We start from the raw sequence: 15,428 nt of genomic DNA, 5'->3' as shown, positions 1-15,428 counted from the left end.
AGGCAGAAATGCGTAGTCGATGGGAACCACGTTAATATTCGTGGGCCTGGTGGTAGTGACGGATCACACAAATTGTACAGTCTTATTGGATTGATTGTGCAGTGGAGTGGTTCCAGGAAATAGCTCCACCGTATAGACCGTACCCGAAACCGACACAGGTGGTCAGGTAGAGTATACCAAGGCGCTTGAGAGAACTATGTTGAAGGAACTCGGCAAATTGCACGCGTAACTTCGGAAGAAGCGTGACCCCTTTTTACGCAAGTGGAGAGGGGTGGCACAGACCAGGGGGTAGCGACTGTTTATCAAAAACACAGGGCTCTGCGAAGTCGCAAGACGACGTATAGGGTCTGACGCCTGCCCGGTGCTGGAAGGTTAAGAGGAGAGGTGCAAGCTTTGAATCGAAGCCCCAGTAAACGGCGGCCGTAACTATAACGGTCCTAAGGTAGCGAAATTCCTTGTCGGGTAAGTTCCGACCTGCACGAATGGCGTAACGACTTCCCCGCTGTCTCCAACATAGACTCAGTGAAATTGAATTCCCCGTGAAGATGCGGGGTTCCTGCGGTCAGACGGAAAGACCCCGTGCACCTTTACTATAGCTTTACACTGGCATTCGTGTCGGCATGTGTAGGATAGGTGGTAGGCTTTGAAGCTTGGACGCCAGTTCGAGTGGAGCCATCCTTGAAATACCACCCTTATCGTCATGGATGTCTAACCGCGGTCCGTTATCCGGATCCGGGACAGTGTATGGTGGGTAGTTTGACTGGGGCGGTCGCCTCCGAAAGAGTAACGGAGGCGCGCGATGGTGGGCTCAGACCGGTCGGAAATCGGTCGTCGAGTGCAATGGCATAAGCCCGCCTGACTGCGAGACTGACAAGTCGAGCAGAGACGAAAGTCGGTCATAGTGATCCGGTGGTCCCGCGTGGAAGGGCCATCGCTCAACGGATAAAAGGTACGCCGGGGATAACAGGCTGATGACCCCCAAGAGTCCATATCGACGGGGTTGTTTGGCACCTCGATGTCGGCTCATCGCATCCTGGGGCTGGAGCAGGTCCCAAGGGTTTGGCTGTTCGCCAATTAAAGCGGTACGTGAGCTGGGTTCAGAACGTCGTGAGACAGTTCGGTCCCTATCTGCCGTGGGTGTAGGAATATTGACAGGATCTGTCCCTAGTACGAGAGGACCGGGATGGACATATCTCTGGTGGACCTGTTGTCGTGCCAACGGCATAGCAGGGTAGCTATATATGGAATGGATAACCGCTGAAGGCATCTAAGCGGGAAACCAACCTGAAAACGAGTATTCCCTATCAGAGCCGTGGAAGACGACCACGTTGATAGGACGGGTGTGGAAGCAGGGTAACCTGCGAAGCTTACCGTTACTAATAGCTCGATTGGCTTAATCGTTCTCATTGACCATGCTCATCGACTTCGTCGATGAGCCATATGTTTAGCGCTCACGCATGAGCGGCTCGTATACGAGCCTATGCTCCGCGAGGGCGCCGAACGATCGGCGACGCGCTTTGCGCTTGCGGACTTCGTCCGAAGGTGCCAAGCAAAACGTCGACGAATGACGTGTTCACAAAAAAAACGGGCAACGCCCGCCAGCTTCTCACATATGCAAAGCATCAATACGGTTCCGTATTAACGCTTTGGCACCCTTCTGAGCGCAAGCGAAGAAGATGGGTTTGCCAAAGAAAAGGGAACAATGTTGATGCGAAGCATCAACATTGCCCTTAGCTGACCTGGTGGTCATGGCGGGGCGGCCGCACCCGTTCCCATTCCGAACACGGCCGTGAAACGCCCCTGCGCCAATGGTACTTCGTCTTAAGACGCGGGAGAGTAGGTCGCTGCCAGGTCTGCTAATGGCAATGTTGTTAAAAAATCCAAAATCAAAACACTCTTCTCTCACTATCTTCGGCCCTGCCGACAACAAAAAAGGGTCGCATAAAGCGACCCTTCTTACGTTGATAATTACACTTATATATAACGCGGGGTGGAGCAGCCCGGTAGCTCGTCAGGCTCATAACCTGAAGGCCGCAGGTTCAAATCCTGCCCCCGCAACCAAAAATCCCCGAGATCCCAACAAAACCCCATCACGGGGCTTTTTGCGTTGGGCAGATGGTGATCGGCATGCTGACCTATTCTCGTTGAAATAATCCATTTTGAAGTAAGCTCTGAGCTATGCCGGGTATGGTTTCGTCGGGAATCTAGCCCTCGGCTTAACCTCGTAAACACCCTCAATTTCGATGCTACCGCTTTTCGAAATTGCTTTTGTGTAACTTGCGAAGGGATTGACGTAGCGCAAAGCGGCGTAAGCCGTCATCAGTCATTTATGACTGGAAGGCTTATGTCTTCTGGATAAATCGAGGATGGTGGCGATGGCACAGTTTAATTCCGCTTCGAACGAGAATTCAATCGCCTTGGAGGCATTGCATCGCGACGTTATTGAGCTTCGCGCTGACATTGCTGCTCATGCGCAAGATTTGTTGCAAGGTCTGTGCGGCTCAGCGGTGCTTCCCGCGCAACATAGGCCAGCGATTGAGAACCTTTGTCACTATCTTTCACTGCGCCACCGTGACCTTCGTGTTTTGCAGCGCGAGTTGATGTGGAGAGGGCTGTCGTCTTTGGGACGTCTGGAAAGTCGTGTGCTTCCAACTTTGGATGCGGTCTCCGCAGCGCTGTCGGGACTACAAGGTGTTACGTCACACCTGGATGAACTGTCAGAGAGTAAATTCTTTGCCGGAGAGCGATCGTTGCGGGCGGCAACAGAGGAATTGTTTGGACCAGCCCGCTCTTCTCGCCGTGGGCGGATCATGGTGACCATGCCGAGCGAGGCGGCTGATCAGCCGGATTTTGTGCTTGATCTCGCCAAACGCGGGATGGACATTGCCCGGATCAATTGTGCACATGATGACGAGAAGGCGTGGACAAAGATCGCAGGCCACGTCCGCGCGGCGTCAGAGATCATTGGTCATAAACTCACCGTGTTGATGGATATCGCAGGACCAAAAATTCGCACGGAAGCCGTTGCGGGGGAGAAGCGCAAACTTCAGGTCGGGGACCGCCTCAGATTGGTTGCGCAAGGAAAGCCGCGACCAACGGAGGATGTGGAGTTTGCGGCGACCGTGTCGGTTCCCGAAATCGTCACCCGCGTCGCTGTGGGCCATCGGCTTAGATATGATGACGGCAAGCTTGAAGGTGTCGTCGAAGAAACGGGTCCAAACGAAGCGGTCATTCGTGTAACCCATACCAAAACCGGTGGTGTCAAACTCAAGCCCGAAAAGGGTTTGAATCTGCCCGATACAGCGCTTGGTCTTTCACCGCTGACGACCAAAGACTATTCTGATCTGGAAACTGTTATGGCACATGCGGATATGCTGGGCTATTCCTTTGTCAGTCATGCCAATGACATCGACCTTTTGGAGGATGCACTGGCAAAATTTCCGGCTCGTTTGCAGCCGCTTGGCTTGATTGCCAAGATCGAGCAGCCGCAGGCTGTGACCAACCTGCCGGAATTGATCGTGCGAGCCCGATGCCGCAATCGCCCGTTTGGTGTGATGATCGCGCGGGGTGATCTCGCGGCTGAAATCGGCTTTGAGCGGGTAGCGGAAATGCAGGAGGAGTTGTTGTGGCTCTGCGAGGCAGCGGCCGTACCCACCATATGGGCGACGCAGGTTCTCGAAGATCTTGTCAAAACAGGTCTGCCCTCCCGTGGAGAGATGACTGATGCCGCCATGGCCGCCCGCGCCGAATGTGTGATGCTGAACAAGGGGCCTGCGGTGGGTGAGGCAGTGAGCCTTCTCGATAGTCTTCTTGCCCGTATGGACGGACATGTGTTCAAGAAGACCGCGACGCTTCGCGCCTTGAAATCATGGTAGCGGACGATTTCTAGAGCATCGGACCGAAAAGTGGGAACCGGTTTTCGGATAAATCCGATGCGCAAACAAAAACCTAGAGCATCGTGCTGGTTCCGATTTTCTGTACGATGCTCTAGTCGCTATCATCTTCTGATATTTGACCCTCTCGGCGCTGGCGGAGAGGGTCAAATATATTTCAATTGTTGTTTTGTGGGTCGCCGTTACAGCGCTTATTCCACGTAGTATTTGTTGTATTGTTTGCGGAATTTCTCCGAACCGCCAAAATCGCTATAGCGGGTCAGGGTCTGCATATCGGTCTTGTTCAAGAGAACGCCAAGGACCTTATTGCTGATATGCGGTTCTGCTTCGAGTAGATCGGAGACCAGCTTCTTTGGTGTCTTACCCCATTCGACAACGAAGACGAAACCATCTGCCAGGGGCGCGAAGGCCTTTGCATCGACGACCGGGCCAAGTGGCGCAAGGTCGACGATAATGTAATCGAACGATTGGCGGACATTTTCGAGCAAGGCATTCATTCCAGGTGATGCAATGAGCTCGTTGGTATGCGCCAGAGATCTGGCTGCTGCGCCTGGAACGATAGGCAGGACGGCAAGTTTCGTTTCCTGATCCACCTTGATACAATCCTGCCAGGAGACCTCACCAAGCACGGCTTGCACGAGGCCGGTTTTCGGGGCGGGCTGTAGAAGCCGGCTAAGGCTCGGATTGCGCAAGTCGGCGTCGATCAGCAATGTCCGCTTGCCGCTGGAGGCAAGCAGAACGGCGAAATTTGCTGCAACCGTGGACTTACCTTCACCAGGCAGCGCCGACAGAATACCGATCACGCGGCTTGTCTTACCCTGCAGGATAATATCGGTGGCAAGCTTGGTATTGCGCAGGGTTTCGGTAAAGGCGGACCGGGGCGCTTCGATTACGGTTCGCATCATTCTGTCGAGTGATACATTTTCTGCCCCAGGAACGACAGTTGCTCCCTTAGGCGCTTTCTGGCGCCAGCGGGCAAGTTTGGGGTTGATTGCCTTTTTCAACTTTGGACCGAGACGGGGCAGGTAACCTAGCGATTTTTGGCCAAGTGTGGTGCGCACATCGCTTTCCAGCCGGAAATACCGCTCCTGCATTTCCTGAAGAAAGGCTAGCCCGGCACCGACCATCAGGCCGAGAACCATGGAAAGAGCAATCACCATTGTCTTTTTAGGGCTGGATGGTGAGGCGGGTATACCAGCCTCCGAGATGACCCGCGCTTTGGCCGCTGGCAAGGACTGGCTTTGGCTGGCCACTTCGTAGCGATTCAGGAAAGCTTCATAGAGGGTTTTGAGCGCTGACGATTTCTGCTCAAGCTCTTTCAGATGCACCAGCGATCGATTGGCATCGGAATTTGTGCCGGTCAACTTTTCCAGGCTGCCGCGCAGTGATTGCTCGCGCGATTTGGCAACGTCGAATTCATTGCCATAGCTTGATGTCAGCTGTTGCAGTTCCTGGAAAATCTGGCCGCCGACATTGTCTTTTTCAGCCTTCAGCGCTTTGGCCTGGGGATGAGTTGGGCCAAAATTGGCAACGATATCCTGTTCACGCTTTTCGATCGACAAATACCGGCTTCGCAGATCCTGAAGCACCTGGTTGGCGCCAGCCTGTCCGGAAACGATGGCATTCTTGACCGCATTTTGCGGGCCTTGCGTGACGATGCTTTTATATTGCTCGTAGCGGGCCTGGGCGCTTGCCGCATCGGCCTGAGCAACGATCAGCTGTTTGTTGAGGTCGGTCAACTGCTGTTCGGACATCAGTTCGCCGCCCGTTTGGGTCAGGCCGTTTTCTGCCTTGTATTTTTCAACGTCCAGCGAGGCCAGCTGTGCACGCTTTGCCAGATCGTCCAAGCGACCTTGCAGCCACAGCGTTGCTCGCTCACTGGCATCGAAATTGGCGTTCAACTGATCGGTCAGAAAGGCATCTGCGTAGGCTTTGGTGACTTTCGCCGACAGCAGAGGGTCGGGAGAGCGATAGGATACGGCAATGACCGCACTGCGCATCACCCGTTCCACGGTAATGTTCTGCTGTAGCATGGCAGCGGCCTTGCCGCGCTTGCCTGCTGCGATTTCCGCATCGGTCAATTTCGGTCCAGGGCTGACCAGCCTTTTCACGGACCTCAACATGTCCTTGACGAAGGATACTGGCGAGGCGGGAGGATTGGTGACCAGCTCGTTATCGCTGAGCTTGGCCTCGTCAACGACCCGCAGGGCCATGCTGTTGGATTTGAGGATTTCCACGGCGCTGGCCAGTTCCGTATCAGCCTGGGAACGGTCACCGGGCGCTGCCTTGTCGTCCTGCGTGTAGCGCGACAGGCTGTCATCCAGCAGGATCTGCGTCATCGACGTATAATAGGGCGTCGTGAAGAGGAGATAGGTAATGCCGAGCATCACGAAGAGGGCGATCGACAGACCGACGATCCTGGCCCTGCGTACGGCAATGGTCAGCAGTTTATCAAGATCGATAAAGGAATCGGCTTCAGGCTGCTCCCGTTGCAGAACGGCTTTATAGGGATAACTTCTCTCGTTCATGGGGCGGCTCTTCATAATTCGTTGCGGAACATAGTTTGGTCCAAGGATGTCTCGGCGGCACCAGGCATAAGCCGGAAACCGGCTTCAAACGTGGTTGAGGCATGGATGGCTGTCAGGAAAAGACCTCCGCTGACCTGCCGGGATCCATTTAGGGTTCGTCTCCCGCCAATGCCGTGCGGGCGGGAGCTCTTCGTCCGGGCATGGTCTGTCAACGGACAGCTGGACCGCCGCGACTGCTCATGCACATTGGAAAAACTCACACTCATACAGCACTCCAAACCCTTGATCTCGACAGATGCTCGTTTCCCGGCTTCGTCAGGGTCGGAATGATCCGGCCCGGACGAAGCAAATTGTAGAACAATGTTGATTTTCCGGCGCCTGATGTCATCCATGACGAACAAAGCAGACCCAGGCACTTTATAGTCAAGCATCGTTTTCGCCTTAAATCGATTTCGGACTTAAGGATTTTGCACTATAGGACGTCTTGGTCCGCCTGAATACGGCCTTCATGCGACGGAACCAATTCCTTTAAAAAAGAGTAAACGGCGCACGTCAAGATCGCTCCGGGTTGAGACAAGGGCATCACTGATTTTGGCATTGGCGTGCAAAGATCCATGTCACTTCTCTCTAAAGTAGTGGGTTAGCCCTTGATGGGCGGATCGGCAGAAGACGTAGCGGCGTTTGATGTCTGGTCTTTCTGCAAGCTCTTTATAAGTCGCTGGAGACGAACGGAGATTGGCATTTTTAGATGGCGCAGCGCCAAGGGATTGGCAAGGGCGGTTTTGATAACGCCCGACAGCGATCGTGCCTTGAGACTATCGATCAGATTTATGAAAGCGCGCGCTTCCTTCAGGCTGCGGGTCCGGGCCGTCTGGGCCGCAAGGGCTGCCCCTTTCAGCGGATAGCGAGAGATGAAACCGGCATCGGCGGCCATCATAGCATCGACATGATGGAGGCGAAGCACCCGCGAGATCGATCCCTCCCTGATATAATAGAGGTAACCCGCCGTCGGCTCTATCGTGCAGAGGGCATTCTCGGCCAAGGCCGAAGCCAGCAGCAGGTAATCCTCGCCGATTCTCAGGCTCTCGTCGAAACGCAGGCCTTTGTCATTCAGGAAACTGCGCAGGAAGACAGGCTTCATATAGCCGAAATTATGCTCGGATCGGAACAGGATGTTGGAGCCGATAAACCGCGCCAGGTCGATTTGGCCGATATGTGCCAGCGCGTCTTCCAGAAACATCGTCCGGCAACTGCCATTCATGTCGATGACATCAAGATTATCGACGACGACCTGGGCCTTTTCGTCCTCGGCACGCTCGATCATTCGAAACAGCCGCATCGGTTTGAATGTATCGTCTGAATCCAGCACGGCGATCCAGCGACCACGGGCGGCGTCTATTGCCGCATTCCTGGCACCGCCCGGGCCTTTATTGCGCTCCAATGCGATCAAGCGAATGCGTGGATCGGTGAGGGCTGCGACCCGGTCGCGGGTATCGTCGGATGAGCAATCGTCGACAACAACAACTTCGACTGTGACATTGACCTGCGACAGGGCGCTTTCAATGGCGCGCTCAATGGTTTCACCGGTATTATAGGCGGCAATCACCACCGTGACATCGGGGGTCCAGGCGATCATGGCTTGGCAGTCTCCAGCGATCCGTATTGGTGGATTTCACGAAAGCCGAGAATGCCGGAGATGGCGCCGAGATGCAGGATGCCGCGCAGGACATAACGATGACGATGGATTGGCATGAAGGCGAAAACCAGTGCGGCCAGAAAGCAGAAAATAGCCTTTGCTCCGGCCATCAGGATTGCCTTGAATTTCGTCAGGGTTCCCTGGCCTTCAGCCACCAGCCGGCCATGGGTCTGGCCCATGCGGTAGCGGCGCTTGGCCAACCAGTCGAACCGGCTGCGCGATGGGGTCACGGGTTCATGGAGAAGGGCGTTCTCGGCATAGGCGATCCTGCCGCCATTGCGGTATATATAGGTGAAATACTCGGTATCCTCACCGCCGGTCTTGCCCAGCGCCAGGTTGAAACGGCGCTCGGTAAGGCGTGGTGAACGCAGATCGAGAAGCACGTTGCAGGTATAGCCGGTGCGGATTTCACCGCCGACAAAGACCGGGAATGTCGAGTGAAAATCGCCTTTGCGCATCCATTCCGGCGCGTTGTCACTATAGCTCGCCTTGACGGGACCAAGTACGGCATCGGCACCGGTCTGGCGGGCGACCGTCAGCAGTTCGTTCAGCCAGCTTTCCGTTGCTGTCTCATCATCGTCGATAAAGGCAAGGTAATCGGCATCGCTGGCATCCAGGCAGGCATTGCGGGCAATGGATATATTGCCAGCCGGGCAATGGACGTAAATCAGCCCGCAGGGAAGACGTGGGCGCAGGCTATCGACCAGGGATGCGGCGCTGGGCGTCTGATCATTGTCGGCAACAATGATGCGCAGGGAAACCCCGGTGGGAACGTCGATCATGGCGAGCGACAACAGAGCTGTCTCAAGCTCGGGCCGCCGGAACGTGCAGATGCCGATATCGATGCGGATGGGATGGGCGGCATTCATGACGCAACCTCTTGACTGGGCGGCAGCGGATAGGTTTTACGATTTCGAAAATCCAATATTTCCCGCCAGAAACCGGCAGACCAGGCGAAATGCATGATCATTGCCGAGAGGGCGGCCAGCGGCCCGAGCGGTTGGCGCTCGCCGATGGCGAGCCAGACGCCGTAGCCAAGGCAGGCCAGCGCCCAGACGAGAAGCGGTATGAGTGCGAGCCAGCTGAACACGCACAGCAATGCGAAACCGGCAACCGGCGCCACGGCCAGCGGAATGAGCTGACGCAGGCTTGGACGGGAGCGATGTTTCAGGAAATTCTGGGCGCGACCGCGGCCATAGCCAAAATATTGCCGGTAGAGCGGCAAGGGGCTGGAGCGTGGATAATAGACCATGCTGGTATTGGCGGTCATCCAGACACGAAAGCCGGATTTATTCAGTCGGTAGTCGAATTCCGCATCTTCGTTATGACGGAACGATTCGTCATAGCCGCCAATCGCTTTATAGGCGGCAATGCGGATCAGGGCGTGATGGCCGTGATCCGTCCAGTGACTTTGGGCGCCGGTGCGATGCTTGGAGCCACCGTTGCCGAGTTTGGAATTCTGGGCCAGCGCCGTTGCCTTCTGGAACGTTCCGAAGCCAACCGTCAACATGCCGACAACGACGGAGTCGGCCCCGGTTTCCAGGGCCTCTTTCACCAGTGTCTGGCAATAATCGTCTGGATAAGTGCCGTGGGCATCGATGCGAATGATATAATCGTAATCACCGCCGAATTGGGCAACAGTCAAGTTGACGGCGGCGCTCTGGATCTTCTTCGGATTGTCGATCAGTCTGACCTTGGAATTCGCAGCGGAAATGCGCGAGACGATCGCCTGGGTCTGATCGCGGCTGCCGCCATCGGCGACGACGATTTCAGCGTTCAGATCGTCAAGCGCCTTGGCCAGATTGGCGATGACGCCCTCGATATGCTTTTCTTCGTTGAGGCAGGGGATGACGATCAGGCATCTTACGGATTTCAGCTTGTCAGCCATCATGAACGTCTACCTTGTTCGAAAGGGTTGGCTTGGTTGAAAGGATCGGCGCCTTCAGGGCGTTTGAATTGAGCGAGCGGGAGGCCAAGGGATCTGCGGGAAGCGCTGCAAGTCGGCGCACCAATGTTTCGCAATCGGCTCTGGTGAGCGTGAAGCTGTGTGGATCCTGGGCGGCAACCGCATCGAAGGCGGACTGGTAACGCTCGGCAGTCATGGTTTCAAACAGTGAAACGAGGGACGAGACGCTTGCATCCGGCAATTCAAAGCCAATGCCCTTGCGGGCCAGGTAGCGTGCTGTCTCAGTTCCCTTCAGGGCGATGGGAACAGTGCCATAGCGGCATCCTTCATAGAGCCGGTTCGGCAAAAGCCAGCTTGAATTCTGGCCTTCCTCGTAGAAATCGATGGCCCAGACAAATTGAACCTGCTGGTAAATCCCGGCCAGATCCTCTGGATTTTTGTAGGGTCCATGAAAATTGACATGCGGTTCACGCGCGACCTGAGCGTCGAAATTCTCAAACTCGATATGGGCGGGCCGTCCACGCATCTCGACAACTGCCGAACCCTGCATCGACCGGGTGAATTCACCAAGCAGTTTAAGGGATTTCGAGCAGCGCAGGGCGCCGAACCAACCGATGCGCCAAGGCTGGCCGGGAACCGGAACCCGCGGTGTCAGCGCCAGCGGGGCGTCTTGCCCGGACAGGTCGAGAACCTGGTTTTCAAGCAGCATGGTCGGCAGATCGAGACCTGAAAGCGGCTGAAAATACTGCTCGACAAAGGCCGGAGAGCTGGTGATCAACAGGCTAGCCTGGCGACCGAGCCGCGCTTCCAGACCGCGCAGCGATTTGCCGAGCGGATCATTGCGCAGCATCAGCCTGTGGATGTCGAGACATTCATAGACCATTGGCACGGCTGCACCGAAAATATGGCGGGCGCGGCGGCCGATGGCCAGCATTTCGAGATTGCGGGCAATGATCACGTCCGGGCGGGGCAGATGGCCAAGTTTGGCGGCGGCTGACAAGCTTGCTTTCAACACCGTTGCCGCGCGGTGAGCAAAGCGGCCATCGGCGGTTATTCCAAGCTCAATCGGCTGAACCCCTTCCACCGCGGCCAATTTGTTTTCATCGCGGCGAAAGCCAGCCAGCATCACGTCCGCGCCACCGGCACGCAACATCATCACCCTGCGGCGAATGGCAGGATCGGCAAGGTCATGCGCAAGGTATAGCACACGTATGGTCATTGGCCCCCTTTGTGCAATTGTGTGGAAACCCTCGCCAGAGAGGATCGGGTTTCCCGCGAAATTGCGTCTTCATGGAAAGGTAAGCCACCCATGGCTTACCTCGCCCCCAGTCATGTTTCAGTGATGCGACATGTTTTTTCTTGAACCTTACCCGGATCAAGCCATGATGCAGCGTAGCTTCCCTATTAACGTAAGGCCGCTCTCACATTGCTTGGTGTCAATTCAGCGTGCAAGCGACCGATTCCGGGAACTGGCACTTGTCGCCCAGCGCCGTGAATGCCAGTCTCTCTACGGTCATGGTCTGCGGTCCGGAATAGGAAAACGACCCCATCCAGTCCTTCAATGTATCCGTACCCCAAAGGCTGAAGAAGATCTTCTGGCTGTGGCTGGGCAATTTGGCCGGATCGGTCACGTCCTGAACCAGCTTACCGTTGACATAGTAGCGCAGCCTGTCCTTTTCCCAGACAAAGGCATAATCGTTGAAGCCCTTGTTAGCGCCGTTATCGACGGCAGCCATTTTTTCATTACCACCCTTGGCCGAGATATACTGGTTGACCTGAACCTCGTTGAGGTTCTTGCCGAGGATCTCGAAGTCGATCTCGTCATGGGGAGTTTTGTCGCGCGGGCCGATAAAGGTGAAAAAAGCCGAATTCAGCCCGGACGCATCGGCGGTCTTCAGGCGCGCCTCATAGGTACCATAGCTGAAGCGCTGCTTGGTCTGAATTTCGGCACAGGAATACTGACGCTCGCCCAGGGGCTTGTCGTCAAATGTCAATTCCAGATGGCCATCCTTGATTTTCACGTTCTTCTTGGTCCACGTGCAGTTCTGATGCGGTCCGTTATTCCAGCCGTCGGAAATATACCAGCGTTTTAAATCCAGTTTGTCAAATGTATCGACAAAGGATTGGCCTTCGACGGGTTGCTGGGCATGCGCCGTGGACAAGGTCATCAAAACCGTTGCGCCAAAAGCAGAGGCGCAGAGTAGCCGAGAAAACAGACCTCGGAAAAGCGAGGGGTGGTTCATGTCAGTCTCCTTTGCTGAAGGCAAGCGCCCGCCCGGCTGCCACGTTCTTGTTCTTGTCTCTGCCGCTTGCATTGCGCTGGCCGGTCATGACCCCGTAAAATCCGGGTGTGAGCCGGATCGCCAGGAAATGGGAGGCAAGCAGTAGGCAAAAGGTGACGGGCAGCGCAAGGACGTAAAATAGAGGGTAAGGCCCTATATCGAATTTCTGCCAGATCATCCATGCGGTCATCAAGATCGGATAATGCGCGCAGAAGATCCAGAAACTAAGCCCGCCGGGTGCGGCGACCAGTGTTTTGCCAAGGCGGGTATTTCTGAGCAGCCGGGTCATTTCCCAGGCTCCCAGGCCGCCAATCACCGTAATCAGACCATATATCACATCAAGCCAGAGTGGATGCTCGTTAAAGCCTGTCTGATACATGCAGACGAAGACCGCCATGGCGCAGACCAGCACCGCTGCCACAATCGGCAAGGCATAACGGTCGAGCTTGCGGATATCGATATTGTGTATCGCTATCGCCGCACCGGCCGAAAACCCGAGAATGATCGATTTTTTCAGGAAAATCATATTGGGCACCGGCAGGACGACATACAGAAGCATAACCCCAAGCGTCAGGGCGGGTTGCCGTTTTACCAGGAAGCCAATCAGCGGCGATAGAAGAAAGCAGAGTAGCAGGTCGCGCAGGAAATAGAGTGGCAGATTGATCGGCCAATCTTCCGTTGCCAGCGCCAGGGTAACGAGTTCCCGATAGGATGCGGTGAGAACACTTGGGAAATATCCTTCGCCATAGCCCATGGATTGCGTTGTCAGCACATACAGGAAAACGATGCTGTTCCACAGCAGGAAAGGCAGCAAAACGCTCGAACTTTTCGAGCGAAGCACTTTCTTGTAATCGAAATCGTCAAGGCCTCGGCGAAACATCAGCAGGCCGGAAATCGCACTGAGGCAGGGAACGCCAATGCGAAACAGCATATCGCCGAGAAAGGCGCGCAGCCAATCAAAGGCGCCGTATTGGCCCAGATAGGCGTTCGACTGCGGATCGAAGGGGACATGTACGAAGACAATGCCGACGATCAGCATCAACCGCGCCATATGAATCCGCGCGGACAGTTCCTGGTCGATCTTCACGATATTCGGTACTCCTGTCTTCAATATCCTCTATGGTCCCCATCACCCTAAGGCCCTTCACAGTATGGGCCAGCACCTTCACATTATGGGAATGTGCCTGTAAAAATGTGGCAGTGCAGCAAAAAATTTACCTCTTGATCTTCAATTTTTTGCAGTTTGCCCAGTGAGCTCGGGTTGGATTAGCGGGGTAATAGTAGGATTTTTTTGATAAAATCTTGAAAATTCAGCAGCTTAAATTTATGCGCTTATTGCTATATGTCTATTCGCGTGTGCGAATATTTTTTTGTCCAGAGCTCGAAAAAAGCTAAGGAATTGCACCGCCTATACCATCGGTTTTCCCGGATGAGGGCAGAATGGCTCGATAATGAGGCGGCGCAGAGCGGTTTGCATGGCTTACATTATTCTGCAGGTGCGGGGGCCGCGGATCTGCGGTTGCGCACCATGGTTTTCAGTTTTCTCAACAATTCGGCCTCCGTCAGCACAACGAATACACCGTAGATTGTGCCGCCGATCAAACCACCAATCAATACCTGCAATACTGGATTGGGGACCAGATACCCATAAAAATGCAGAAGGGCGCGAACCATGCCGGCCATGACCAGGGCGGTGACCATCGGCCGTGTGGAAATAAACATGCCCTTGAGGAACGGCATCTGGTCCGCGCGGAACACCACCCAGGAATAGCCGAAGAGCACGACGACATTGACAACGCAAAGCGCCACCATGGCATCGACCAGGTTTCCGAAGGCTGCGGCAACCGCGACGGCAACGGTGGTGACGATTGCCCGGATGACGGCCCACCAGAACAGCGTACCGCCGTGTCCGACGCCTTTCAGATAAGGGATAAACGTACTGCACGGCGTGAGAATGCCCTTAGACAAGGCAAGCAGACCGAGAACCGGCCAGGCCCAGGCCCATTGCGGTCCAAACAACACCAGCATGGCCGGCTCGGCCAATGCCCACATGCCGAACATCATCGGCGCCAGCAGCACGGTCGTCACCTGAGTGCTCAACATCAGCGCCTGGGAGCGGCGATCCCGGTCATGCATCATGGTGCTGAAGGCGGGAAACAGCACGCCCATGACAGCGGACAGGACGACCTGGTTGGGAATGCTGGAAAACCGGTTGGCGGCGGAATAAGCGCCGGCATCCGACAGGCCGAGATAGCGGGAAATCACCACCATGGGAGATTGGAAGGTGATGAAATTGGCGATTTCCGAGCCCATCATTCCGAGGCTGAAGCGCCCCAGCGCCAGGATGCGGCGCGGCTTGAAGGCAAAGCCCGGGACATAACCGGATACATAGTAGAGCCCGCAAAGCCGGATGATGGAGGAGGAAAACAATTGCGCCACCAGCGCCATCACCCCATAACCCATCAAGGCCATGCCGACCGCAATCAGTGCGCCAGCTGATTCGGAAATCATGCTCCACAGCGCGTCCTGACTGAACTGCATTCGCCGGGCCAGGAGAGCATAGGCAACGTCTCCGGTGAGTTGCAGCGGAATAAGCACCGCCATGATGCGCACCAGCGGCGCGGCCTCGACCGCTCCCAGCATGGCCGAAATCGGTTCGGCAAACACGTAAAGGAGGGTTGCCATCAGGCAGGAAATGATCAAATTCGCCCAGAAAACAGAATGAATCGTCTCCGGCTCTTCCTTTTCCTGGATGACCAAAGCTGCACCGAAACCTGCACCGCCGATCATCGCCAGAAATTGCACCACGGTTAACGCAACGGCGACAGCACCGAATTGATCAGGGGTGAGAATGCGTGCCAGGATGGGGACCGTGACAAATTTAAGCCCGAAAGTGCCTGTCTTGGAAAGGACGCTCCAGCCGACATTCCGGGTTACGGATTTCGCATTGACGGTTGGCGGCATGGGCAAACATCCTTAGGTCTGGGGGCGAAAGAGCGGTTACAGGTCGAAAGGCTTGTGGGAAAGCGCCAAAATTGTATGGTTATGGAGCGTTTTTGCTTTCAGGGTGGCAAACAACACAAGCGCTATGGCGAACCTGATTGCATCGTGGAATATGGTGCA

At 55.3% G+C, this 15,428-nt stretch carries 10 protein-coding genes, 1 tRNA gene and 2 rRNA genes (1 of these 13 running past the window's edge); 4 read left to right on the top strand and 9 right to left on the bottom strand.

The annotated features are described in order from the left end of the window. The 4 genes from G6L01_RS14490 to G6L01_RS14475 form a co-directional block, all read left to right on the top strand. Positions 1-1,401 (top strand): 23S ribosomal RNA (locus G6L01_RS14490); it begins 1,398 nt to the left of the window's first position. 337 nt (positions 1,402-1,738) lie between these two features. After that, positions 1,739-1,853: ribosomal RNA gene (gene rrf / locus G6L01_RS14485) — 5S ribosomal RNA — on the top strand. Between the two features lie 131 nt (positions 1,854-1,984). Continuing rightward, positions 1,985-2,061: transfer RNA gene (locus tag G6L01_RS14480), tRNA-Met, on the top strand. Positions 2,062-2,375: 314 nt separating this feature from the next. Then, positions 2,376-3,875: a pyruvate kinase gene (locus G6L01_RS14475; protein ID WP_337692730.1), complete on the top strand. Its 1,500-nt coding sequence runs from the start codon at positions 2,376-2,378 to the stop codon at positions 3,873-3,875. A gap of 209 nt (positions 3,876-4,084) precedes the next feature. Here the strand turns inward: G6L01_RS14475 and G6L01_RS14470 are convergent, their stop codons facing one another. The 9 genes from G6L01_RS14470 to G6L01_RS14430 all read right to left on the bottom strand — a co-directional run bounded on the left by G6L01_RS14470 (position 4,085) and on the right by G6L01_RS14430 (position 15,269). Further along, positions 4,085-6,421 carry a polysaccharide biosynthesis tyrosine autokinase gene (locus G6L01_RS14470; protein WP_070167102.1) on the bottom strand — a complete coding sequence of 779 codons (2,337 nt, stop codon included), beginning with the start codon at positions 6,419-6,421 and terminating at the stop codon, positions 4,085-4,087. Positions 6,422-6,432: 11 nt separating this feature from the next. Continuing rightward, entirely contained in the window at positions 6,433-6,852 is a 420-nt protein-coding gene (locus G6L01_RS14465) for a hypothetical protein (protein ID WP_070167101.1), read from the bottom strand. Positions 6,853-7,061: 209 nt separating this feature from the next. After that, positions 7,062-8,057, bottom strand: a complete 996-nt coding sequence (locus G6L01_RS14460) for a glycosyltransferase family 2 protein (protein ID WP_070167100.1) — start codon at positions 8,055-8,057, stop codon at positions 7,062-7,064. Next, entirely contained in the window at positions 8,054-8,986 is a 933-nt protein-coding gene (locus G6L01_RS14455; protein WP_070167099.1) for a glycosyltransferase family 2 protein, read from the bottom strand. Before G6L01_RS14455 ends, G6L01_RS14460 begins: the two co-directional genes overlap by 4 nt. Beyond that, positions 8,983-10,008: a glycosyltransferase family 2 protein gene (locus tag G6L01_RS14450; protein WP_070167098.1), complete on the bottom strand. Its 1,026-nt coding sequence runs from the start codon at positions 10,006-10,008 to the stop codon at positions 8,983-8,985. The genes G6L01_RS14455 and G6L01_RS14450 overlap by 4 nt, the downstream gene beginning before the upstream one ends. Beyond that, positions 9,998-11,242, bottom strand: a complete 1,245-nt coding sequence (locus G6L01_RS14445) for a glycosyltransferase family protein (RefSeq protein ID WP_070167097.1) — start codon at positions 11,240-11,242, stop codon at positions 9,998-10,000. The genes G6L01_RS14450 and G6L01_RS14445 overlap by 11 nt, the downstream gene beginning before the upstream one ends. 217 nt (positions 11,243-11,459) lie before the next feature. Then, on the bottom strand, positions 11,460-12,266 hold the full coding sequence (exoK, locus tag G6L01_RS14440) for an endo-1,3-1,4-beta-glycanase ExoK (RefSeq protein ID WP_012654204.1): 807 nt from the start codon (positions 12,264-12,266) through the stop codon (positions 11,460-11,462). Position 12,267: 1 nt separating this feature from the next. Continuing rightward, entirely contained in the window at positions 12,268-13,392 is a 1,125-nt protein-coding gene (locus G6L01_RS14435) for an acyltransferase family protein (RefSeq protein WP_070167096.1), read from the bottom strand. Positions 13,393-13,790: 398 nt separating this feature from the next. After that, a complete protein-coding gene (locus tag G6L01_RS14430) occupies positions 13,791-15,269 on the bottom strand; it encodes a lipopolysaccharide biosynthesis protein (RefSeq protein WP_070167095.1) in 1,479 nt (492 codons plus the stop codon). Positions 15,270-15,428 lie beyond the last annotated feature (159 nt).

The organism is Agrobacterium vitis, from assembly GCF_013337045.2.
In the GTDB taxonomy this organism is placed as follows: Bacteria; Pseudomonadota; Alphaproteobacteria; order Rhizobiales; family Rhizobiaceae; genus Allorhizobium; species Allorhizobium vitis_B.
The sequence above is the reverse complement of the archived record's forward strand: the minus strand, read 5'-3'. Positions and strand labels throughout refer to the sequence as shown.